Origin of the sequence: Sulfitobacter sp. 1A10359, from assembly GCF_043558145.1 — a bacterium.
GTDB lineage: Bacteria > Pseudomonadota > Alphaproteobacteria > Rhodobacterales > Rhodobacteraceae > Sulfitobacter > Sulfitobacter faviae.
The window spans coordinates 255,518-277,475 of sequence record NZ_JBIFGB010000002.1; the positions used below are offsets into that span (position 1 = coordinate 255,518).

At 64.1% G+C, this 21,958-nt stretch carries 19 protein-coding genes; 9 read left to right on the top strand and 10 right to left on the bottom strand.

The window, feature by feature from the left end:
* Positions 1-46: 46 nt before the first annotated feature.
* The 3 genes from ACGYK2_RS05560 (at position 47) to ACGYK2_RS05570 (ending at position 4,474) form a co-directional block, all read left to right on the top strand.
* On the top strand, positions 47-3,487 hold the full coding sequence (locus ACGYK2_RS05560) for a pyruvate carboxylase (RefSeq protein ID WP_271687752.1): 3,441 nt from the start codon (positions 47-49) through the stop codon (positions 3,485-3,487).
* 50 nt (positions 3,488-3,537) lie between these two features.
* The gene (locus ACGYK2_RS05565) at positions 3,538-3,912 is read left to right on the top strand and encodes a VOC family protein (RefSeq protein WP_271687753.1); all 375 of its coding nucleotides are present in this window, start codon (positions 3,538-3,540) and stop codon (positions 3,910-3,912) included.
* Positions 3,913-3,991: 79 nt separating this feature from the next.
* On the top strand, positions 3,992-4,474 hold the full coding sequence (locus tag ACGYK2_RS05570) for a DUF2244 domain-containing protein (RefSeq protein WP_271687754.1): 483 nt from the start codon (positions 3,992-3,994) through the stop codon (positions 4,472-4,474).
* A gap of 68 nt (positions 4,475-4,542) precedes the next feature.
* Here the strand turns inward: ACGYK2_RS05570 and ACGYK2_RS05575 are convergent, their stop codons facing one another.
* On the bottom strand, positions 4,543-5,001 hold the full coding sequence (locus ACGYK2_RS05575) for a GatB/YqeY domain-containing protein (protein ID WP_271687755.1): 459 nt from the start codon (positions 4,999-5,001) through the stop codon (positions 4,543-4,545).
* 194 nt (positions 5,002-5,195) lie between these two features.
* Between ACGYK2_RS05575 and carA the strand changes: the two genes are divergently transcribed.
* Positions 5,196-6,356: a glutamine-hydrolyzing carbamoyl-phosphate synthase small subunit gene (gene carA, locus ACGYK2_RS05580; RefSeq protein WP_276154298.1), complete on the top strand. Its 1,161-nt coding sequence runs from the start codon at positions 5,196-5,198 to the stop codon at positions 6,354-6,356.
* A gap of 93 nt (positions 6,357-6,449) precedes the next feature.
* Positions 6,450-8,393, top strand: a complete 1,944-nt coding sequence (locus ACGYK2_RS05585; protein WP_276154297.1) for a glycosyltransferase family 2 protein — start codon at positions 6,450-6,452, stop codon at positions 8,391-8,393.
* Here the strand turns inward: ACGYK2_RS05585 and ACGYK2_RS05590 are convergent.
* Positions 8,344-8,997: a GntR family transcriptional regulator gene (locus ACGYK2_RS05590; RefSeq protein ID WP_209217897.1), complete on the bottom strand. Its 654-nt coding sequence runs from the start codon at positions 8,995-8,997 to the stop codon at positions 8,344-8,346. The genes ACGYK2_RS05585 and ACGYK2_RS05590 overlap by 50 nt on opposite strands.
* Before the next feature lie 101 nt (positions 8,998-9,098).
* Between ACGYK2_RS05590 and ACGYK2_RS05595 the strand changes: the two genes are divergently transcribed.
* Together ACGYK2_RS05595 and ACGYK2_RS05600 are read left to right on the top strand one after the other, a co-directional pair.
* Positions 9,099-9,746 carry a pyrimidine 5'-nucleotidase gene (locus ACGYK2_RS05595; RefSeq protein WP_209218181.1) on the top strand — a complete coding sequence of 216 codons (648 nt, stop codon included), beginning with the start codon at positions 9,099-9,101 and terminating at the stop codon, positions 9,744-9,746.
* Positions 9,746-10,945, top strand: coding sequence for a UbiH/UbiF family hydroxylase (locus ACGYK2_RS05600; RefSeq protein ID WP_271687759.1), 1,200 nt, complete (start codon positions 9,746-9,748; stop codon positions 10,943-10,945). Before ACGYK2_RS05595 ends, ACGYK2_RS05600 begins: the two co-directional genes overlap by 1 nt.
* Positions 10,946-10,962: 17 nt before the next feature.
* Here ACGYK2_RS05600 and ACGYK2_RS05605 read toward each other — a convergent pair whose 3' ends face one another.
* The 3 genes from ACGYK2_RS05605 to ACGYK2_RS05615 all read right to left on the bottom strand — a co-directional run bounded on the left by ACGYK2_RS05605 (position 10,963) and on the right by ACGYK2_RS05615 (position 13,057).
* On the bottom strand, positions 10,963-12,087 hold the full coding sequence (locus ACGYK2_RS05605; protein ID WP_271687760.1) for an aminotransferase class V-fold PLP-dependent enzyme: 1,125 nt from the start codon (positions 12,085-12,087) through the stop codon (positions 10,963-10,965).
* A gap of 62 nt (positions 12,088-12,149) precedes the next feature.
* Positions 12,150-12,605 (bottom strand): Lrp/AsnC family transcriptional regulator, encoded by a 456-nt coding sequence (locus tag ACGYK2_RS05610; protein ID WP_271687762.1) that lies wholly within the window; start codon positions 12,603-12,605, stop codon positions 12,150-12,152.
* Positions 12,602-13,057, bottom strand: a complete 456-nt coding sequence (locus tag ACGYK2_RS05615) for an Lrp/AsnC family transcriptional regulator (protein ID WP_271687765.1) — start codon at positions 13,055-13,057, stop codon at positions 12,602-12,604. The genes ACGYK2_RS05610 and ACGYK2_RS05615 overlap by 4 nt, the downstream gene beginning before the upstream one ends.
* A 134-nt stretch (positions 13,058-13,191) precedes the next feature.
* Between ACGYK2_RS05615 and ilvC the strand changes: the two genes are divergently transcribed.
* Together ilvC and ACGYK2_RS05625 are read left to right on the top strand one after the other, a co-directional pair.
* Positions 13,192-14,214 (top strand): ketol-acid reductoisomerase, encoded by a 1,023-nt coding sequence (gene ilvC, locus ACGYK2_RS05620; protein WP_168611968.1) that lies wholly within the window; start codon positions 13,192-13,194, stop codon positions 14,212-14,214.
* Between the two features lie 76 nt (positions 14,215-14,290).
* A complete protein-coding gene (locus tag ACGYK2_RS05625; protein ID WP_271687766.1) occupies positions 14,291-15,211 on the top strand; it encodes a DMT family transporter in 921 nt (306 codons plus the stop codon).
* A gap of 6 nt (positions 15,212-15,217) precedes the next feature.
* On the opposite strand, the gene glmM is transcribed toward ACGYK2_RS05625, so the two are convergent.
* From glmM to ACGYK2_RS05650, 5 genes are all read right to left on the bottom strand, one after another.
* Positions 15,218-16,564, bottom strand: coding sequence for a phosphoglucosamine mutase (gene glmM, locus ACGYK2_RS05630; RefSeq protein ID WP_271687767.1), 1,347 nt, complete (start codon positions 16,562-16,564; stop codon positions 15,218-15,220).
* Positions 16,561-17,574 carry a dihydropteroate synthase gene (gene folP / locus ACGYK2_RS05635; RefSeq protein ID WP_271687768.1) on the bottom strand — a complete coding sequence of 338 codons (1,014 nt, stop codon included), beginning with the start codon at positions 17,572-17,574 and terminating at the stop codon, positions 16,561-16,563. The genes glmM and folP overlap by 4 nt, the downstream gene beginning before the upstream one ends.
* A complete protein-coding gene (locus tag ACGYK2_RS05640; protein WP_271687769.1) occupies positions 17,574-18,500 on the bottom strand; it encodes a dihydroneopterin aldolase in 927 nt (308 codons plus the stop codon). The genes folP and ACGYK2_RS05640 overlap by 1 nt, the downstream gene beginning before the upstream one ends.
* A gap of 107 nt (positions 18,501-18,607) precedes the next feature.
* Positions 18,608-19,249 (bottom strand): cell wall hydrolase, encoded by a 642-nt coding sequence (locus tag ACGYK2_RS05645; protein WP_271687770.1) that lies wholly within the window; start codon positions 19,247-19,249, stop codon positions 18,608-18,610.
* 129 nt (positions 19,250-19,378) lie between these two features.
* Complete coding sequence (locus ACGYK2_RS05650; RefSeq protein ID WP_271687771.1) at positions 19,379-21,916, bottom strand: putative PEP-binding protein; 2,538 nt, start codon at positions 21,914-21,916, stop codon at positions 19,379-19,381.
* Positions 21,917-21,958: the final 42 nt, after the last annotated feature.

Sequence of the window (21,958 nt, forward strand, 5' to 3'; positions counted from 1 at the left end):
GCAGCATCCCTAAGCTGCCTTTAAAACCAGCAGGGGAGACCAGCCAGTGACCGATTTTAAAAAGATCCTGATCGCGAACCGTGGTGAGATCGCGATCCGCATCATGCGCGCCGCCAATGAGATGGGCAAGAAAACGGTCGCGGTCTACGCCGAGGAGGACAAGCTGGGCCTGCACCGTTTCAAAGCGGATGAGGCCTATCGCATCGGTGAAGGCCTCGGCCCCGTCGCGGCCTATCTCAGCATTGACGAGATGATCCGCGTGGCCAAGGCGGCGGGTGCCGATGCCATCCACCCGGGCTATGGCCTGCTGTCGGAAAACCCGGAATTCGTCGATGCCTGCGAGAAGAACGGCATCACCTTCATCGGCCCGCGGGCCGAGACGATGCGCGCCTTGGGGGACAAAGCCTCTGCCCGCCGCGTCGCGATGGAGGCGGGCGTGCCGGTCATCCCCGCCACCGAAGTACTGGGCGAAGACATGGACGCGATCCGCGCCGAGGCGGCCGAGGTCGGCTACCCGCTGATGCTCAAAGCCTCTTGGGGCGGCGGCGGGCGCGGGATGCGACCGATCATGTCCGAAAAGGAACTGGAGGAGAAAGTGCGCGAAGGGCGCCGCGAGGCCGAAGCCGCTTTCGGCAATGGCGAGGGCTATCTGGAGAAGATGATCCTGCGCGCCCGCCATGTCGAAGTGCAGATCCTCGGCGATAAACAGGGCGACATTTACCATCTGTACGAGCGCGACTGCTCGGTCCAGCGCCGCAACCAAAAGGTCGTCGAACGCGCCCCCGCCCCCTATCTGAGCGAGGAGCAACGCGCCGAAATCTGCGAATTGGGCCGCAAAATCTGCGCCCATGTGAACTATGAATGCGCGGGCACCGTCGAATTCCTGATGGATATGGAAACCGGCAATTTCTACTTCATCGAAGTAAACCCCCGCGTGCAGGTCGAACATACCGTCACCGAAGAGGTCACCGGCATCGACATCGTCCGCGCCCAGATCCTCATCGCCGAGGGAAAACCGCTGGCCGAAGCGACGGGCAAGGCGCGGCAGGAGGACATCACCCTCACCGGCCACGCCCTGCAAACCCGCGTCACCACCGAAGACCCGCAGAACAATTTTATCCCCGACTATGGCCGCATCACCGCCTACCGCTCGGCCACCGGCATGGGCATCCGCCTCGACGGTGGCACTGCTTACGCGGGCGGGGTCATCACGCGCTATTACGACAGCCTGCTGACCAAGGTCACCGCCAAGGCGCCGACGCCCGAGATGGCCATCGCCCGGATGGACCGCGCTCTGCGCGAGTTCCGGGTGCGCGGGGTCAGCACCAACATCGCCTTCGTCGAGAACCTGCTGAAACATCCGACGTTTCTGAGCAATGAATACACCACCAAATTCATCGACGAGACGCCCGAGCTGTTCCAGTTCGAGCAACGCCGCGACCGTGCGACCAAGGTGCTGACCTATATCGCCGACATCACCGTAAACGGCCATCCAGAGACCAAGGGCCACGCCCTGCCCGCCGCCCATGTCCGTGACCCGAGGCCGCCCGCGCTGCGCGGCGAGCCGCAGATGGGCACGCGTAACCTCTTGGAACAAAAGGGCCCCGAGGCGGTGGCCGAGTGGATGGGCCAACAGCGTCAACTGCTCATCACCGACACTACCATGCGCGATGCGCATCAGTCGCTCTTGGCCACGCGGATGCGCAGCCTCGATATGATTAAGGTGGCCCCCGCCTATGCCGCCAATCTGCCGCAGCTCTTCTCGGTCGAATGCTGGGGCGGGGCGACTTTCGATGTGGCCTATCGCTTCTTGCAGGAATGCCCGTGGCAACGCTTGCGCGACCTGCGCGCGGCCCTGCCCAATGTGATGACCCAAATGCTGCTGCGCGCCTCCAACGGGGTGGGCTATACCAATTACCCCGACAACGTGGTGCAGAAATTCGTGGCCACGGCGGCCAATACCGGCGTCGATGTGTTCCGCGTGTTCGACAGTCTCAACTGGGTTGAGAACATGCGCGTGGCGATGGATGCGGTCGTCGAATCCGGCAAGATTTGCGAGGGCACGATCTGCTACACGGGCGACATCTTTGACCCGGACCGCGCGAAATACGACCTTCAGTATTACGTCAACATGGGCAAGGATCTGAAAGCCGCCGGCGCGCATGTGCTGGGGCTGAAAGACATGGCAGGCCTGTTGAAACCCGCCCAAGCCCGCGCGCTCGTCAAGGCGTTGAAATCCGAGGTTGGTCTGCCAATCCATTTTCACACCCATGACACGGCAGGCAGTGCCACGGCCACCATCCTCGCCGCCTCCGAGGCGGGCGTCGATGCGGTCGACTGCGCGATGGATGCGCTTTCGGGCAACACCTCTCAGGCGACGCTCGGCACAGTGGTTTCGGCCCTGCAACATACCGACCGCGACACCGGGATCGACATGAAAGCCGTGCGCGAAATCTCTGATTACTGGGAAGAAGTGCGCGGCCATTATGCCGCCTTTGAGACCGGGATGCAGGCGCCCTCCTCCGAGGTTTACCTGCACGAGATGCCCGGCGGCCAGTTCACCAACCTCAAGGCGCAGGCCGCCTCTATGGGGCTGGAGGACCGCTGGCCCGAGGTGGCGCGCACCTATGCGGACGTGAATCAGATGTTCGGCGACATCGTGAAGGTCACGCCCTCGTCCAAAGTCGTAGGCGACATGGCGTTGATGATGGTCTCCCAAGGGCTGACCCGGGCGCAGGTCGAAGACCCGAATGTCGATGTCTCCTTCCCCGACAGCGTGATCGACATGATGCGCGGCAACCTCGGCCAGCCGCCGAATGGCTTCCCGGAGGGCATCGTCAAGAAGGTGCTGAAAGGCGAGACGCCGAACACCGAACGCCCCGGCAAACATCTGGAACCCGTCGATCTTGAGGCCGTTCGCAAGGAACTGTCCGAGCAGTTGGACGGCATGCAGATCGACGACGAAGACCTTTGCGGCTACCTGATGTATCCCAAGGTGTTCCTCGACTACATGGGCCGCCACCGCATCTATGGCCCGGTGCGCACCCTGCCCACGCATACCTTCTTCTACGGCATGGAACCGGGGGCGGAGATCTCGGCCGAGATCGACCCCGGCAAAACCTTGGAAATCCGTCTTCAGGCCGAATCCGAGGCCGGAGAGGATGGCGAGGTGAAGGTCTTCTTTGAACTCAACGGCCAGCCGCGGGTGATCCGCGTGGCGAACCGGCTGGTCAAGGATGCCACGGTGCAGCGCCCCAAGGCCGAGGCGGGCAATCCCGACCACATCGGCGCGCCAATGCCGGGGGTTGTGGCCTCCGTCGGGGTGAAGGCGGGCCAGCCGGTCAAGGCGGGCGACCTGATATTGACCATCGAGGCGATGAAGATGGAGACGGGCCTCCACGCGGAACGCGATGCAGTGGTAAAGGCTGTGCATGTGCAGGCCGGTGGCCAGATCGATGCGAAGGACCTGCTCGTCGAGTTAGAGTAAATCACCCCCCGGGCGCGGTCCCTTGCCGCGCCCCCACCAGGAGCGAGCCGATGCACCTCTCTGCGATAACCCTGATCGTCCCCGACTATGACGCCGGCATCGCCTTTTACTGCGGCGTCATGGGGTTCGAACTGACCGAGGACGTCGACCAAGGCCGCAAACGCTGGGTCCGCGTCACCCCGCCCGGCGGCGAGACGGGGTTCGTTCTGGCCCGGGCGGACGGAGAGGCGCAGCGCGCCGCCATCGGCAATCAGGGCGCGGGGCGTGTTTGGCTGTTCTTGAAGGTTAAGGATTTCGCGGCGGAATTCGACCGTCTGACCGCTGCGGGCGTGACCTTCGAAGAAGAACCGCGTCATGAGCCCTATGGCAAAGTGGCCGTTTTTCGCGATCCTTTCGGAAACCGCTGGGATTTGCTGGGTGATTGACCCCGCCCGCGGCTCCGCGCCGCATTGCCATTGCCCGCCCGACCGCTATCTTGGCCCTTGACTGAGCCTGAGCGATCCCATGCCCTACGAATGGACCACCCCGCCCCGCGCCACTCCGCAGCAGATGCGCCTTTGGCCGCATCAATCCCTGCCTGCGCGCGGTTTTGCGGCCTTCATGCTGGCCACTTTTACGCTGGCGATGATTCCGTTTTTTGCCATGCTCGGCACCGCCCTGCTCTGGGGGCTGCTGCCCTTCGTGCTTCTGGCCTTGGGGGCGGTCTATTGGGCCTTGCAACACAATCACCGCGCCCGCCAGATCGAAGAGGTGCTGACCCTCGACGACACCACGGCGCGGCTGGTGCACACCACCGCCAAGGGCGAGGTCAAGGATTGGGACTGTAACCGCTACTGGACCCAAGTGAAGAAATACGACGATGACGGCCCCGTGCCGCATTACGTCACCCTACGCGGCGAGGGCCGCGAGGTTGAGATCGGCGCCTTTCTCAGCGAAGAAGAGCGCATCGCGCTCTACGACGATCTGGCGCGTCATCTGCAAAACTGAAAAGGGCCAGACACTAAAAAGGGTCAGACCTTGCGGCCCAGCCCTCTGTTTTTCAACTCAAGCGCGGCTCAGCTCAGGCGGTCTTTAATGACCGGGCCCACTGAGCCGAAATCCATCTGGCCGGTATACCGCTCTTTCAACAGCCCCATGACCTTGCCCATGTCGCGGATCGAGGTCGCACCGACATCGGCCACGGCCTTATCCACGGCGGCGGCGGTTTCGGTGACGCTGAGCTGCCTTGGCAGGAATTCTTCGATCACCTCGACCTCTTCGCGCTCGCGCTCCGCAAGGTCCAGCCGTCCGCCCTCTTCATAGGCGCGCGCCGATTCCTGACGCTGTTTGGCCATTTTGCTGAGGATGCCCAGCACCTCGGCATCCGACACGCCCTCATCCTTGCCGTTGGCCCGGGCGGCGATGTCCTTGTCCTTGATCGCGGCATTGATCAGCCGCAGCGTCGAAAGCCGGTCCGCCGCCTTGTCTTTCATGGCCTGTTTCAAAGCATCCGAGATGCGCATCCGCAATGACATGGTGGTTTCCTGTGTTTCGCTAAATCCAAGGGTCGCAGCTTAGCGGCTCTCTGGCTGCGGAGCAATGGGGGGCGACCACAGGTAAACCCCTGTTCTGAAACGATATCTCATTTCCCTCCGCCTATTGACCCCGCGCCCGCGCGGGATTAGGTTGCCACCCGTTTACCCGCCCCTTTCTGCCCGGAGACTGCCCCATGTCCGCGCCCGCTCGCCCACGCCCAACCGCCTGCCTTGCCCTTGCGGATGGATCGATTTTCTACGGCATGGGGTTTGGCGCGACCGGCCAGACCGTGGCGGAGTTGTGCTTCAACACCGCGATGACCGGCTACCAAGAGATCATGACCGACCCGTCCTATGCGGGCCAGATCGTGACCTTCACCTTCCCGCATATCGGCAATGTCGGCACCAACCCCGAAGATGATGAGACCGGCGATCCGGTCGCCGCGGGCATGGTCGTCAAATGGATGCCCACTACGCCCAGCAGCTGGCGCAACATTCAGCCGCTGTCGGATTGGCTGGCATCGCGCGGCCGCATCGCCATCGGCGGTGTCGACACCCGCCGCCTGACCCGCGCAATTCGCCAGCAAGGTGCGCCGCACGCCGCCCTCGCCCACGACCCGGATGGCAACTTCGACATCGAAGCGCTGGTCGCCGCCGCGCGCGATTTTGCCGGGCTCGAAGGGATGGATCTGGCCAAGGACGTGACCTGCGCCCAGACCTATCGCTGGAATGAGATGCGGTGGGCATGGCCCGACGGCTACGCGCCACAGACCGAAGCCAAGCACAAGGTCGTCGCCGTGGACTATGGCGCGAAACGCAACATCCTGCGCTGCCTCGCCTCTGCGGGCTGCGATGTGACCGTTCTGCCCGCCACCGCGACCTATGAGGACATCATGGCCCATGAGCCCGATGGCGTCTTCCTCTCCAACGGTCCCGGCGATCCGGCGGCGACGGGCGCCTATGCCGTGCCGATGATCCGCGAGGTTCTGGACAAAACCGATCTGCCGGTCTTTGGCATTTGCCTTGGCCACCAGATGCTTGCGCTAGCGCTTGGGGCGACCACCGTTAAGATGAGCCACGGCCATCACGGCGCCAACCACCCGGTCAAGGATTACGACACCGGCAAGGTCGAGATTACCTCGATGAACCACGGTTTCGCTGTCGACGGGCAATCCCTGCCCGAGGGCGTGCGCGAGACGCATGTCTCGCTCTTTGACGGGTCGAACTGTGGCATCCGCGTCGATGGCCGCCCGATCTGGTCGGTCCAGCACCACCCCGAAGCCAGCCCCGGCCCGCAAGACAGCTACTACCTGTTCGAACGGTTTAGCGAGGCGATGGCTGAGCGCGGCGCGTAAAATTCTCTACATGCACTGATTGCACAGGCGACTTTTAACTCTCGATTAACGGTCGCCTGCCAGTCTCAATCCGGAACCTCGACGGGGCACGGAATGAGCAACCTTCGCCTGAAACTCTCAGCGCCGCGGATGGCCACCGCGCCCGCCCGCCGGATGCGGTTGGGCCAACATTTGATCGCCGCAGGGGTCATTGGCCCGCGCGATCTGCTGCACGGGCTTGACCTACAGCGCCGCATCGACGCCCCTCTTGGCGAAGTTCTGGCCACCGAAGGCTTGGTCGCCCCCGATGACATCGTCAAAGCGCTTGCCCGGCAGTATGGCGCCCAACCTGTCGACCTGTCCCGCAGCCCCTGCGATCAACGCCTTGCGGCTCGGATACCCGCGCGTCTCTGTCTGCAATACGGCGCCGTGCCATGGCTGGAACTTGGGGACCGGCTTTTCGTGGCCAGCGGTCGCCCCGGGGAATTTCCTCGGCTTTGCAAGGCTTTGGGGGAGCGTGGGAAAACCTTGGTGTTGGTCGTCGCCGACCCCCGGCAGGTGCGGACCCAGATCGGCAGGCTCTATGCCGCGGAACTGGCGGAACATGCCGTCACCCGCGTCACGGATGCGGAAAGCTGTCGGAACTGGGGCGTGCGCAGCTGGAAACGACGGTTTGCGCTGCGAGCTGTTTTGCTGTCGCTCTTTGCGCTACTGATGTTCTCCCCCTCCGCCGTTCTTATCCTCGCTCTCCTCTGTGGCGCGCTCACTCTGCTGCTAACCAGCGGGCTCAAAGCCGCGGCCCTTTGGGCCTCACTCACCCGGCCCAAGCCCCCACGGTCGCCGCCGAATGCCGCAGAGATTAAGGGATTTCGCCTGCCCCGTGTCTCGGTCCTCGTGCCCTTGCTGCATGAGGAAGAGATCGCGCAGGCGCTGATCGCGCGGCTTTCGCGGCTCACCTACCCGAAATCGCTGCTGGAGGTGGTTCTGGTCCTCGAAGCGAGCGATAAGCTCACCCGTGCGACCATCGCACGCACGCCCTTGCCGCCATGGATCAGCGTGATCGAAGTGCCCGATGCCGGCGCGCTCAAAACCAAACCCCGCGCCCTGAACTACGCACTCGATTTCTGCCGCGGCAGCATCATCGGCGTTTGGGATGCGGAGGATGCGCCGGAGCCCGACCAGATCGAACAGATTGTCACCCGCTTTCACAATGCACCCGAAAATACCGCTTGTTTGCAGGGGGTTCTGGATTTCTACAACGGCCGCGGCAATTGGATGGCCCGCTGTTTTTCGATCGAATATGCGACTTGGTGGCGGGTGGTCCTACCGGGCGTGGCCCGGCTGGGGCTGGTCGTCCCGCTGGGCGGCACCACGCTGTTTTTCCGGCGCGACATCCTCGAACGGATCGGGGCTTGGGACGCCCATAACGTGACCGAGGATGCCGATCTGGGCCTCCGGCTGGCGCGGCGCGGCTATGTGACCGAACTGATGCGCACCACCACTTATGAAGAGGCCAATTGCCGCCCCTGGCCTTGGGTGCGGCAACGATCCCGTTGGCTGAAGGGCTATCTCATCACCTGGGCGGTCCATATGCAAAGACCGCGCGCCCTGCTGAAAGACCTCGGCCCCCTGCGGTTCATCGGCGTACAGGCGATCTTTCTCGCCACGGTTTCGCAATTCGCCCTCGCGCCACTTCTCTGGTCGCTGTGGCTGAGTTTTTTCGGGCTGTATCACCCGGTCACGGACTGCCTTGCGCCACCCGTCCTGACGGCGATCTTCGCGCTGTTCATTATGGCGGAATTGCTGAACTTCTGCGCCGCCACCATCGCGGTCTCAAACCGGGGTCAACGGCATCTGCTGCCTTGGGTCATCACCTGCCCGCTCTACTTCGCATTAGGCGCCTTAGCCGCCGCCAAAGCACTGTTTGAGCTCTATCGCAGCCCACATTTCTGGGACAAAACTGCCCATGGTCACACCCTGCCGCGCTATGTGAAACCGCGCAAAAGGCTCAAAAATCATCCTCGCGCCGGGCCGCTTCCTGCTTCAACCGGGTCATGAAAGCGACGGAGATATGCGTGCGCAGCGCCTCATCCGCGCCATCCTCATCCCGGGCTTCGATCATCTCCACGATGCGGTTATGTTCGGCCTGCGCAATCTCCCCCCGCCCCTCCACCGCGAGCGATGAGGTCGCCATCAGGGCCATGGAGCGATGCACAAGGTCAAGCTGCTGCACCAAATAGCGGTTGTGCGACGCCAGATGGATCTGCTTGTGAAACCGTTTGTTCGCCCGTGCCAGCGCATTGGGATTGCCCGCCAGCGCATTGTCGGCATCCACCATCTCACGCAGCACGCGCACCTCTTCGGCGGTGGCATGGCGCGCGGCCAGACGCGCGGCCAGCCCCTCCAGCTCGCCCCGGACGACGTAAAGCTCGGCCATCTGGTTGTGATCCAGCGAGGCCACGATCAGGCTACGCCCGTCCCGCATGAGCAGAGACTGCGTCTCAAGCCGTTGTAATGCCTCACGGATCGGCGTGCGCGAGACGCCGAAACGCTCGGCCAATTCGCTTTCCACCAAGCGGTCACCGGGGCGATAGGTGCCAATGTCGATGGCCTCCAGAATCATCGAATAGGCGTCGGTCGGGCCGGTCTTGGGGTCGGGCATCAGCTATCAGTCCTTGAAAGTTGCGCCACCTTACTCACCGCGACCATTTGCGCAACCCGGCAGGGCTTGCGCGGCTGCGCGTCTCGGCCTACCTCTGCGCCATGCCGCGCGATGCTTTTTCTCATGTCACCACCTGGGTCTTCGACCTCGACCAAACGCTTTACCCGCCCGAGGCGCGGCTTTTCGACCTGATCGAAGCCCGTATGGTCGATTGGGTGATGCGCGCGATCAAGGTCGACCGCGCCGAGGCCAACCACCTGCGCCAGCATTATTGGCAGACCTATGGCACCACGCTGGCCGGCTTGATGCGCGAACACGGCGTCGACCCCGGCCCCTACCTGACCGAGGTGCACGACATCCCGATGGATCGGCTCACCCCCGACCCGCTGCTCGCTCAGGCCATTCGCGTGCTGCCGGGGCGGCGGATCGTCTACACCAACGGCTGCGCGCCTTACGCCGAACGGGTGCTTGAGGCCCGCGGCCTTTCGGGGCTTTTCGACGCGGTCTATGGTGTCGAACACGCCGATTTCCTGCCCAAACCCGAAGCCGCCGCCTATGACAAGGTCTTTGGCATCGACGGGTTCCAGACCGCATCCGCCGCCATGTTCGAGGATGATCCGCGCAACCTCGCCGCGCCCCACGCTTTGGGGATGCGCACGGTGCATGTGGCCCCGGAACGTGGCGAAGGCGATCACATCCACTACCATACGCAAGACCTTTGCGAATTCTTAACACGGGTGGCGGGCTGATGACCTTCGATTGCGATATCCTGATTTCCGGCGGCGGCATCGCCGGGCTGACCGCGGCGGCTGCCTTTGGCGCGGCGGGCTTCGATGTGATCTGCGTCGACCCCACCCCGCCCGTCACCGATGGCGCCGCCAAGGGGGCCGACATGCGCTCCACCGCGCTGCTGCAACCGGCGCGGCGCCTGCTGGAGGACGCGGGTCTTTGGGACCGTCTTGCCCCCCATGCCGCCGCGCTGCAAATCATGCGGATCGTCGATGCGGGCGGCGAAGACCCGACGCCGCGGGTCACGCGCGAGTTCGACGCCGCCGATATCTCAGATGCACCCTTCGGCTGGAACTTCCCAAATTGGCTGCTGCGCCGTGAACTTCTCACCCGCCTAAACGAGCTGCCCAACGTCGATTTTCGCCCCGGCACCGGCACCACGACACTTTTCACCCGGCAAAGCGAGGCCCGCGTGGGCCTGAGCGACGGCAGCCGGATCAGAACACGCTTGGTGATCGCCGCCGACGGACGCAACAGCCCGATGCGCGAGGCCGCCGGGATCGAGGTCACCACCCGCCGCTACGGGCAAAAGGCGCTGGCCTTCTGCGTGACCCACCCGATCCCGCATGAAAATGTCTCGACCGAGGTACACCGCTCGGGCGGGCCCTTCACCCTCGTACCCCTGCCGGATCGCGACGGGATGCCCTGTTCCGCCGTGGTCTGGATGGACGATGGGCCCGCAACCCAAGCCCGCGCCACGCTCGATCCCGCCGCCTTTGAGGCCGAGGCGACCGCCCGGTCGGCCAATCTCTTCGGCCCGCTCACCCTCGCCAGCCCCCGTGCCCTCTGGCCCATCATCAGCCAAGAGGCCAAACGTCTTTCTGCCGAACGGCTGGCTCTCGTGGCGGAAGCCGCCCATGTGCTGCCCCCCATCGGGGCACAGGGGTTGAACATGTCGCTGACCGATATGGCGACTCTGCTGGAGCTCGCCCGCGCCGCGCCCGAACGCCTCGGCGATGCCGAGATGCTGGAGGCCTATCACAAGGCCCGCCACGCCGATATCGCGCTCAGGGTCCGGGGCATCGACCTGCTGAACCGCGCCAGCCAAGCCAGCAGCCCGCTCGCCCGAGACGCGCGCGCGGCGGGGCTCAACGCGCTCTACGCCCTGCCCCCGGTGCGTAAGATGTTGATGCAAATGGGGCTTGGCCTGCGCCGCTGACCGCGGCGCAGAGGGTCTTACAGAACCTCGTCCAACACCGCTGTCAGCCGAGCCACGGTCGCGTCGACGTCATAGAGCTTGTCCAATCCGAACAGCCCCAGACGGAAGGTTCGGAAATCATCCGGCTCCCCCACCTGCAACGGCACCCCGGCGGCGATCTGCATGCCATGGGCGGCGAAAGCCTTGCCGTTTTGCACATCGGGATCAGCAGTATAGCACACGACCACCCCCGGCGCGGCGAACCCCTCTCCGGCGACGGATGTCACACCGCGGTCGGCCAAGGCCTGACGCACCGCTTCGCCCAAACGCCACTGCGCCTCTTTCAGCCGGTCGAACCCATAGTCCCGCGTCTCTTTCACCGTATCGCGGAAAACGCGCAGCGCGTCCGTCGGCATGGTGGCGTGATAGGCATGACCGCCCGCCTCATATGCCTTCATGATGTCGCGCCATTTGCGCAGGTCGATGGCAAAACTGTCCGACGTGGTCTCATTCAGCCGCGCCTCGGCACGCGCCGACATCATCACCAAACCGGCCGAGGGCGAGGCGCTCCACCCCTTCTGCGGGGCCGAGATCAGCACATCGACCCCAAGCGCCTTCATATCCACCCAGACACAGCCCGAGGCGATGCAATCCAACACCATCAGCGCGCCCACCTCATGGGCCGCCGTGGCCATTTCCTTGATATAGTCATCCGGCAGGATCATGCCCGAGCTTGTCTCCACATGCGGGGCGAACACCACCTGTGGCTTCTGCGTGCGGATCGCGGCGGTGACCTCGTCGATCGGGGCGGGCGCGAAGGGCGCGGGGCTGGCATTGCCCTGCATCCGCGCCTTCATCACCTCGGCACTATTGGTCAGATCGGCACTCTCGATGATCTGGCTCCAGCGGTAAGAAAACCAGCCGTTGCGCACCACCAGCACATCCTGCCCCCGCGCGAACTGCCGCGCCACGGCCTCCATCGCATAGGTGCCGCCACCGGGCACCAGCGCCACGGCATCGGCGTTATAGACCTCACCCAGCCAGGTCGAGAGGTCGCGCATGACCTGCTGAAACTCCGCCGACATGTGGTTGAGCGATCGGTCGGTAAAGACCACGCTGAATTCATCAAGCCCCGAAGGGTCTACCGTGTCGAGCAATGCCATTGTTCTTCCTCCATCATTCGAAGCAAAGGCATATGGCCCGCCACGGCAAAAGGCAAATACGGCTAGAGCGGCCCCGGCAGGCGCTCTTCGCTCAACAGCACATTGGCCTCCACCTCGCCCGCGCCGGGCAGGGTCATGATCCGCCGCCTGAGAACACGTTCGAAATCCGGCAGGTCTCGCGCCACGACCCGCAGACGATAGTCGAACAGCCCCAAAACATGCTCCACCGTCTGCACCTCGGGAATGGCCGAAACCGCCCGCTCGAAATCCTCCAAGCTGACCCGCCCGCGCGTGGCCAGCTTGATCCCCAGAAACACCGTAACGCCAAAGCCCAAAGCCTCGGCATTCAAGCGCAACCGCCGCCCGGCAATCGCGCCGCCCTCCTCCAGCCGTTTGATCCGCCGCCATGTCGCAGGCTGCGACAGGCCCAAACGGCGCCCCAAGGCACTGGCACTTTGATTGGCGTCCCGCGCCAGCGCCCGCAGCAAGGCGCGGTCAATATCATCAAGATCGATCACAGCGGCAGCCCCTCCTGCGTCTTGATCCGCGCGACATGCATCAGCGCCTCGATCTCGGCGATATGCGGCAGGGTCAGGATGCGACTGCGGTAAATCTGCTGATAATGTCCCATGTCCCGCGCAATGATCGACAGCCGCAGATCGACCCGCCCCAAAAAGGTCTGCAACTCGATCACCTCAGGCACCTGTCGCGCCTCGGCCATGAAAACATCAAAAGCATTCGCCTGCGTCTTGTCCAAGGTCACCCGCAAGGACACCTCCAAAGCATAGCCAAGCGCCGCCCAATCAATCACCACCCCGCTGCCCTGCACGATCCCCTGATCTTGGACCCGCGCAATCCGCCGCGCCGCTTTGCCGGAGGTGATATTGCACCGCTCCGCCAACTCCCCGGGGCTGAGACTCGGCTCCGCCTGCCAATAGCGCAGAATACGGCGATCCAGATCATCAAGCATGATTTTTCCGTTTTATAGCGATACCACGAATAACTATCTTCATCCTTTCACAAATACCTCTGCGATGACAATGGCCACTAAGCACAACTTCGCTATGGTGAGACCCAGAAAGAGACAAACCAAAGGACAAGATCATGCGCGTTTACTACGACCGCGACTGCGACGTGAACCTCATCAAGGACAAGAAGGTGGCGATCCTCGGCTACGGCTCCCAAGGCCACGCCCACGCGCTGAACCTGCGCGATTCGGGTGCCAAGAACCTCGTCGTGGCCCTGCGCGAAGGCTCCGCGTCCGCCGCCAAAGCCGAGGGCGAAGGCCTCAAGGTCATGGGCATCGCCGAAGCCGCCGCTTGGGCCGACCTGATCATGTTCACCATGCCCGATGAACTTCAGGCCGAAACTTACAAGAAATACGTGCATGACAACATCCGCGAGGGTGCCGCCATTGCCTTTGCCCACGGTCTGAACGTCCACTTCGGCCTGATTGAGCCGAAAGAAGGCGTGGACGTGATCATGATGGCCCCCAAAGGCCCCGGCCACACCGTGCGCGGCGAATACACCAAAGGCGGCGGCGTGCCCTGCCTTGTGGCCGTCGACAAAGACGCCTCCGGCAAGGCGCTGGAAATCGGCCTCTCCTATTGCTCCGCCATCGGCGGCGGCCGCTCCGGCATCATCGAGACCAACTTCCGCGAGGAATGCGAGACCGACCTCTTCGGCGAACAGGCCGTGCTCTGCGGTGGTCTGGTCGAACTGATCCGCATGGGCTTCGAGACACTGGTCGAGGCGGGCTACGCCCCCGAGATGGCCTATTTCGAATGCCTGCACGAGGTGAAGCTGATCGTGGACCTGATCTACGAAGGCGGCATCGCCAACATGAACTACTCGATCTCGAACACCGCGGAATACGGCGAATATGTCTCCGGCCCCCGCATTCTGCCCTACGACGAGACCAAGAAGCGCATGAAAGACGTGCTGACCGACATCCAGAACGGCAAATTCGTGCGTGACTTCATGCAGGAAAACGCTGTGGGCCAGCCTTCGTTCAAAGCGACCCGTCGCATCAACGACGAGCACCGCATCGAACAGGTCGGCGAGAAGCTGCGTGAGATGATGCCGTGGATTTCCGCAGGCAAGATGGTGGACAAGGCCAAGAACTGAGCCAAATCTCCCCAAAGATAAGACGACATCGACCCCGGCCTCGCGCCGGGGTCTTTGCCTTTACGCCGGAGCCCCGATGAACACCACGCCTCAAATCACGCTGACAAGCTGGCTGCTGATCGCCCTTTTGGGGTTTGTTTGGGGGGGCACCTTTCTTTTTACCGAAGTGGCGCTCACCGGGATCACGCCCTTCTGGCTCGCCGCCTCGCGGATCGGGTTGGCGGCGGTGGTGATGCTGGCGCTCTGGGCCCTGCGGGGGTTCGCGCTTTTCACCGCGCGCCCCTCGGCCTCCGACATCCTCGTGCTGGTGACGATCGGCATCATCAGCTCGGCCCTGCCCTTTTCGCTGCTGGCATGGGGGCAGCAATATGTGACCTCGGGCTTTGCCGGGGTGACCATGGCTTCTGTCGCACTGATCGTCCTACCCATGGCCCATTTCCTGCTGCCGGGAGAGCGCATGACCCCGTGCAAAGTCGGCGGCTTCGTCATCGGTTTTGTCGGTGTCGTCGTGTTGATCGGCGGGCAAGCCTTTGAAAGCACTGGCGCTGCGATGGAAACGGCGGGGCGGATGGCCTGCGTCGCCGCGGCCTCTTGCTATGCGGTCAGCTCGATCCTCATGCGCCGGCTGCCTTCTGTGGATCCGATTGGGCTGGGGACGGTGCTGATGCTGATCGGCGCCGCGGTGATGCTGCCCGCAGCCTTCCTCAGCGAGGGTCCGCCGCCCCTGCCCACGCCCAAGATACTGGCCGTGCTGGCCTTTCTCGGCCTCATCCCCACCGCAGGCGCGGCGTTTTTGCGGGTCTATGTGGTGCGCACCGCGGGGCCGGTCTTCATGTCACTGGTGAACTACCAAGTGCCGGTCTGGTCGGTCCTTCTGGGTGCGCTGGTCCTGTCAGAGCCGCTGCCAATGTCGCTGCTTTACGCGATGGCGCTGATCCTTGCGGGGGTCGGGCTCAGCCAATACGGCGCGCTGAAACGGTTGTTCCAGCGCGGGTAGAACAGCTTAGCTGCCCACCGCCGTATTCACCGCTTCGACCACGCTATCGACCGCACGCTCCATCAGTGCCGCGTCCTCATGTTCGGCCATGACGCGCACCAAGGGTTCCGTGCCCGATTTGCGGATCAACAGCCGCCCACCCTGCGCCAGATCGGCTTCGGCCTGCGCGATGGCGGCTTTGACCTGCGCGTCTTCCAGCGGGGTCTGCCCGGCGGAGAAGCGCACGTTTTTCAGCAGCTGCGGCACCGGGTCGAATTGGTAGAGCAGTTCCGAAGCAGGTTTGCCCGAGCGGACCATCTCGGCCAGAAACTGCATTCCAGCCATCAGCCCGTCGCCCGTGGTCGCATAGTCGGTCATCACGATATGGCCCGACTGCTCCCCCCCGAGGTTAAAGCCTCCTTCGCGCATCCGCTCCACCACATAGCGGTCGCCGACTCCGGTCCGCTCCAGCCGCACACCACGGTCGTTCAGGAAACGCTCCAGCCCCAGATTGCTCATCACCGTGGCGACAAGCGCCTTGCCCGCAAGACGCTCCTCCTCGGCCCAACGCGCGGCCATCAGCGCCATGAACTGATCGCCGTCGCCGATGCGGCCATTCTGATCAATCAGGATCACCCGGTCAGCGTCGCCGTCAAGGCAGATGCCCACGTCGGCGCCATTGGCCACCACAGCCTCAGCCGCCGATTGCGGCTGGGTGGAACCGCAGCCGTCGTTGATGTTGAACCCGTTCGGGTCCACGCCCACGGGGATCACATTCGCGCCCAATTCCCACAGCGCCATCGGCGCCACATGGTAGGCCGCGCCATGGGCGCAGTCGATCACCACCTTGAGCCCATCAAGACGCATCTGCCGCGGGAAAGAGGATTTCACCCGTTCGATATAGCGAAAGCGGCTGTCGTCGATCCGCTTAGCCCGGCCAATCTGATCCGGTGCCGATGGCTCGACCCCTTCGGCAACCAGCGCTTCGATTTCCTGCTCGACCTGATCGGAGAGTTTGAACCCATCCGGGCCGAAGAACTTGATGCCATTGTCGCTGGCCGGGTTGTGACTGGCTGAGATCATCACCCCCAGATCGGCCCGCATGGAGCGCGTCAAAAGCCCCACCGCCGGTGTCGGCACCGGCCCCAGCAGCAACACGTTCATGCCGGTGCTGGTGAGGCCCGCAGTCAGCGCGTTCTCGAACATATAGCCCGACAGCCGCGTGTCTTTGCCGATAACCACACGGTGCACGCCGCGTTTCTCACGCCGGAAATAGCGCCCGACGGCGGCACCGATGCGCAGCGCCATGTCGGCGGACATGGGGTGAATATTGGCGGTGCCGCGCACGCCGTCTGTACCAAAGAGCTTTGTCATATCTCTTTTCCTGCCAATGCCGAACGATAAAGTAAAATGGATTGAATGGTTTGCGCCACATCGTGGACGCGCAAGACATGGACCCCGTGGTTCAGTGCCGCCAGGGCCACCGCGATAGAGCCGGGCGCGCGATCTTCCCCCGCCGCGCCGCCGCCGATCGTGCCGATGAAACGTTTACGCGACGCACCGAGCAAGATCGGCACCCCGAGGCTGTGGAACAGGCTCAGCCGCGCGAGCAGCGCAAGGTTGTGCTCCAGCGTCTTGCCAAAGCCGATGCCCGGATCGGCGATGATATTTGCGCGCGGGATGCCCTGCGCCTCAAGCGCCGCGATCCGCTCGACCAGATAGTCATAGACGTCGAGCAGCACGTCATCATAGCGCGGGTCGCGCTGCATCGTGGCCGGGTCGCCTTGGGCGTGCATCACACAGACCGGCAGCCCCCGCGCCGCGCAGAAGGGCGCAAGCGCCGGGTCGAAGGTCAGCCCTGCCACGTCATTGACCAGATCCGCCCCCGCCGCCACGGCGGCTTCGGCCACGGCAGCTTTGCGGGTGTCGATGCTGATCGCCCCTTCCCCGGCCGCCCGCAGCCCTTCGATCACCGGCCGGACACGCGCGATTTCTTCCTCCTCCGGCACGGTCTCCGCGCCCGGGCGGGTGGATTCCCCGCCGATGTCGAGCATATCGACCCCCGCCGCCCGCATCGCCACCCCCGCGGCGACCGCGACCTGCGGGTCGACATGGCGGCCCCCGTCGGAGAAACTGTCAGGCGTGGCATTGAGGATGCCCATCACGCGGGGGCGGTCGAAACTTAACCCCGCGATGGCCGGGCGCGGCGCGGTTAGGGCATCGCGCGCGGCGGAGGGGAGCGCATCTGCCGGGATCACGCGCGGCGCCTGCCCCCGCGACAGGACTTCAACATGGGTGAACCAGCCCCAACCGCCCGCGAGGGTCAGCGCGCCTTCGGGCCGTGCGGGGCCGATCTGAACCAAGGGGCGATGGTACTCGGTCATCAAACGATCTCCGCGCTGTCGACGTCAATCAGGCGCATAGGCAGCGCCGTGCCCTCGGGCCGCTCCGCGCCAATCAGCACCAATTCGCAGGCCGATGAACTCTCCGCGAACCATGCGGCCAAGGCGGGTGCCGCGCTTGGCGGGGCGGCGGGGCCGTCCACTGCGTCGAGCACGATCCGCGCAGGCGCCCAGATGCTGATCTGGCCGTTTTTCGTCGCCCAATCCAACTCCGTCCGGCTGCCGACCACCGCGCCGCGCGGATCGCGGGTTGAAAGCATCCAAGCGTTCTGTTCGATGGCTAAGAGGTCAATGTGGCGCTGCGCTTTCTCATCCTCGGCCTGTGGCAAAGGGGTGTCGGGGGGGCCGACACAGAGGATTACCGGCTCCGCCGCCCCTTCCAATTGATCCAGCCATTCCGCCAAACGCGTCGAGGCAATCGCCGCATTGGAGAGGTATACCACGCGCGGCTGCGGGGACTTTTGGGCTGCGTCATGCGCTGCCGCCTCCTCCCGCGCGCGGACGATCTCGACGCCAAGCGCACCGGGGCCCCGGTCGAGCTTTTCGATCCGCACGAAAACCCGCATCGCTTGCGGCTCGATCAGAATACGGTCGGCCACCCGTTCGGCCAGCGTTTCCAAAAGGTTGAGCCGTTCGGCGGCAAGCTCGGCGGCGATGGCTTCGGTCACGCGGTCGTAGGACAGGATACGGTCGACATCGTCGTCCACCACACCCGTCAGGGGGGCCACCTCGACCACCACGTTGAAACAGACCCGCTGGGTGACGTCCCGCTCGGCCTGAAAGGCACCGATCTCAACCTCGACGATATGATCGCGCAGGGAGATACGATCACGCGGCTCGGGGCCGGCCATCGTCTCTGCCCGCTCGGAAGGGTGGGCAAAGGCAAGTCGAATTTCGTCGTCGGACATCGGCAGCGCCTATCGGATCAGGGTAACGGGCCCCGTCGGGGGCGCTTCGTTGCACATTTAGCAGGCCCACCGGCGGCAGGCCAGCACCCGAAGGCACATCCCGGACCTTAGTTCGAAGCGGTCTTCCATGTGTGGCGATAGAAAAGATGCTGCCCGATCCGCGCGGTCTTGGTATAGACCCGCGCCCAGTTGGGGTTCACTGCGGTGGTGTGGTAGTGGGTCGCGCCATTGGTCAGCTTCGGCGCGCTGCCGTCGATGATCGCACGCGCGACTTTTGAGACACGGGCAAAGGCACGCGGCTCATTGATGACCTCTTTGTGGCCGTCGCAGGTGTAGGTGAACTGGCACTGATACTTGCGCCCCGTCCCTTGATTGATCACGCCACAGAGCGTGCCGGGGAAACGGGCGGATTTCACCCGGTTCATGATCACTTCGGCCACGGCGAACTGGCCTTTGACCGTCTCACCGCGCGCCTCGAAGTAAAGCGCTTCGGCAAGGCACTGCAATTCGGCGTTGCCTTCGGCCTTGGGCTGGCTGTCGATCCAAGCCGTGGAGAATTTCACATCTGTCTCGCTGGCCGACACGGGCTGTGCGACCATCTCCTGAAGCCGCGCCGCACCGGCGGACTTCAGACCTTGAATTTCAATCTGCGCAAGATCGCTCGCACTTTCAGAGCTGGCCTGAACCGCCAGCGGGCTGCTGCACAGCGCCACGGAAAGAGCAAAAGAGATCGACCGGATAAAACGCATTATGCGCCTCGCATCATTGTTAGGGCTGCGGGGCGGATAGCCAAAAGGTTCCCGGCGGTAAACCCAATCAGACGTTATGTGCAGAAACTCGCCGAATTATGGTATAAATTGGGCTGGCGCCCGCCGCCCCTACCCGATCTTGTGGGCAATGGCGAGCTGGGCGGCGGCCAAACGTGCAACTGGCACGCGAAATGGCGAACAGGAAACATAATCGAACCCCGATTCGCGACAAAAGGCAATGGATTCGGGGTTGCCGCCATGCTCCCCACAGATGGAAAGGGTGATTCCGGGCTGCGCCCTGCGCCCTCTTTCCGCCCCGAGTTGCAGCAATTCGCCGACCCCATCGGTGTCGAGCACATGGAACGGATCCTCCGGGTAGACCCCCTGTTGCACGTAGTTCGACATGAAGCGCCCCGCATCGTCGCGCGAGAGTCCGTAGGTCATCTGCGTCAGGTCGTTGGTCCCGAAGCTGAGGAAGGCGCAATGCGGCGCGATATCATCGGCGCGCAGGCAGGCGCGCGGGGTCTCCACCATGACCCCAAGGCGGTAGGTAAAGCTCGCGTCACGCTCGCTGCGCACTGCGGCGGCCACGGCATCAACGCTGGCTTTGACCAGTTCCACCTCGCGCCGGGCGCTGACCAGCGGGATCATGATCTCGGGCACCACCGGCTCGCCATCGCGGCTGGCCTCAATCGTGGCCTCGAAAATGGCGCGGGCCTGCATCTCGTAGATCTCGGGCACCGTGACCCCTAAGCGCACGCCGCGCAGGCCCAGCATCGGGTTATACTCCGTCATCGCCGCCACACGCCGCGTCACGTCGGACATCTGAAGGCCAAGCGCCTCGGCCAATTCGCGCTGCCCGGCTTTGTCGGAGGGCAGGAACTCATGCAGCGGCGGGTCGAACAGGCGGATGCAGACCGGCTGACCCTGCATGATGCGGAAAAGCTGGGTAAAATCCTCGCGCTGCATGGGCAGCAGACGTTCCAGCACCGCGCGGCGGTCTTCGCCGCTTTCGGCAAAGATCATCTCGCGCATCACGGTGAGGCGGCCCGGCTCGAAGAACATATGCTCGGTCCGGCACAGGCCGATGCCATGGGCATTGAAGTTGCGCGCGGTCTGCGCATCGGTCGGCGTGTCGGCATTGGCGCGGATGCCGATGTCGGCCACATCCTCCGCCCAGCCCATCAGCCGGTTAAAGGTATCGTCAAGCGCGGCCTCCTGCATCTTGGCCACCCCCGCCAGCACCTGCCCGGTGGAGCCATCGACAGTGACCTGATCGCCTTCGACAAAGACCCGCCCGTCGGGGGCAATGATCTGCCGTTGGGTCACCACAAAGCGCATGTTCGAGGCACCAACCACGCAAGGCAGCCCCATGCCGCGCCCGATCACCGCCGCATGGCTGGTGATGCCGCCGCGTTCGGTCAGCACGGCGGCGGCGGCATGCATGCCGCGAATATCCTCGGGCGACGTCTCACGCCGGACGAGGATGCAAGGCTCACCGCGTGCAGCACTTGCCTGCGCGTCGCTGGCGGAAAAGACGATCCGCCCGGTGGCCGCGCCGGGGCTGGCGGCGATGCCGCGCCCGATCACGTCCCGCTTGGCACTTGGGTCGACTTGGCGGTGCAGCAGTTCCGACAGCGTGCGCGGCTGCACCCGCATGAGCGCTTCCTCGCGGCTGATGATCCCCTCATCGGCCAGCGCCACGGCGATGCGCACGGCAGCCCGAGAGGAACGCGCAACCTTCACACCGTCCAAGATATGCAGCTTGCCCTGATCGATCACAAACTCGACCTGCATCTCGGCCCGCAGCCTCTTGCGCATCAGCGCCGCGTGATCCTTCAACTCGGCAAAGGCTTCGGGCACCAATTCTTCAAGCGATGGCCCGCGCGGATCACGGGTGAGATACATCGCCGCCGCATCGCCTTCGAGCGCATCGCGCCCTTGGCTTTGGCTGAGGTATCGCCCGGTGATCTGCGGCAGGCCGGTATCGCTATCGACCAGTTGCAACACGCCCGAACCGCACTGCCCCTGCCCCACGCCAAAGGCCATTTCCTGAACCACCAGCCCCAGCCCCGCATCCGCAGGCGCGCCCTTAGCCTGCCGGAGCAGCCGCGCCGAGGTGCCGTTCCACGCCCGCGCCATGGAGCGCAGCACAGCAGCAAGCTGGGTCGCCGGGTCTTGGGGAAAACGCTCTTCGGTCTCGGCCTCATAGGCGCGTAGTGATTCCATCAGCGCCGCGCGACCATCGCCGTTCACCTCGTCGAACATATCGGGATCCAGCCGCGCGACATTGACCGCATAGGACTGCACGAAACGCGAATAAAGCGCCGCCGCCGGCCCTTCGCCGATGGTGCCAGCATAGCTTTCAAACAGCGCGTCGTTGATCCCGATGTTCAGCACCGCCCCCGGCCCGCCCCAATCGGGGTCTTGGCTGGAGGGTCGCACGCAAAGCAGCGCACCCTTGGGAAACTGATCGACCACCGCTTGCACGTCGGGCATCTGGCCCCGCGCGATCTGCTGCACCGCGTCAAAGGACAGCGCAATGGTGCGCGGCACCGGCAGGTCGAGCCGCACGAGACGTTGCAAACATTTGGCCCGCCCGCCGTGGGTGGTATTGGCAATCGGCGCGGTGGGGGTCACCAGCGTGGTATGGGGATCGTTCTGCACTGCAGCACCTTAATCGTTCCGATGCAGCATAGGGGTTGAGGC

Bases quoted from the DNA above. Each gene is read 5' to 3' on its own strand.
- ACGYK2_RS05565 (WP_271687753.1), top strand. From the start codon at position 3,538: ATGCACCTCTCTGCGATAACCCTGATCGTCCCCGACTATGACGCCGGC.
- ACGYK2_RS05570 (WP_271687754.1), top strand. From the start codon at position 3,992: ATGCCCTACGAATGGACCACCCCGCCCCGCGCCACTCCGCAGCAGATG.
- ACGYK2_RS05575 (WP_271687755.1), bottom strand. From the start codon at position 5,001: ATGTCATTGCGGATGCGCATCTCGGATGCTTTGAAACAGGCCATGAAA.
- carA (WP_276154298.1), top strand. From the start codon at position 5,196: ATGTCCGCGCCCGCTCGCCCACGCCCAACCGCCTGCCTTGCCCTTGCG.
- ACGYK2_RS05585 (WP_276154297.1), top strand. From the start codon at position 6,450: ATGAGCAACCTTCGCCTGAAACTCTCAGCGCCGCGGATGGCCACCGCG.
- ACGYK2_RS05590 (WP_209217897.1), bottom strand. From the start codon at position 8,997: ATGCCCGACCCCAAGACCGGCCCGACCGACGCCTATTCGATGATTCTG.
- ACGYK2_RS05595 (WP_209218181.1), top strand. From the start codon at position 9,099: ATGCCGCGCGATGCTTTTTCTCATGTCACCACCTGGGTCTTCGACCTC.
- ACGYK2_RS05600 (WP_271687759.1), top strand. From the start codon at position 9,746: ATGACCTTCGATTGCGATATCCTGATTTCCGGCGGCGGCATCGCCGGG.
- ACGYK2_RS05605 (WP_271687760.1), bottom strand. From the start codon at position 12,087: ATGGCATTGCTCGACACGGTAGACCCTTCGGGGCTTGATGAATTCAGC.
- ACGYK2_RS05615 (WP_271687765.1), bottom strand. From the start codon at position 13,057: ATGCTTGATGATCTGGATCGCCGTATTCTGCGCTATTGGCAGGCGGAG.
- ilvC (WP_168611968.1), top strand. From the start codon at position 13,192: ATGCGCGTTTACTACGACCGCGACTGCGACGTGAACCTCATCAAGGAC.
- ACGYK2_RS05625 (WP_271687766.1), top strand. From the start codon at position 14,291: ATGAACACCACGCCTCAAATCACGCTGACAAGCTGGCTGCTGATCGCC.
- glmM (WP_271687767.1), bottom strand. From the start codon at position 16,564: ATGACAAAGCTCTTTGGTACAGACGGCGTGCGCGGCACCGCCAATATT.
- folP (WP_271687768.1), bottom strand. From the start codon at position 17,574: ATGACCGAGTACCATCGCCCCTTGGTTCAGATCGGCCCCGCACGGCCC.
- ACGYK2_RS05640 (WP_271687769.1), bottom strand. From the start codon at position 18,500: ATGTCCGACGACGAAATTCGACTTGCCTTTGCCCACCCTTCCGAGCGG.
- ACGYK2_RS05645 (WP_271687770.1), bottom strand. From the start codon at position 19,249: ATGCGTTTTATCCGGTCGATCTCTTTTGCTCTTTCCGTGGCGCTGTGC.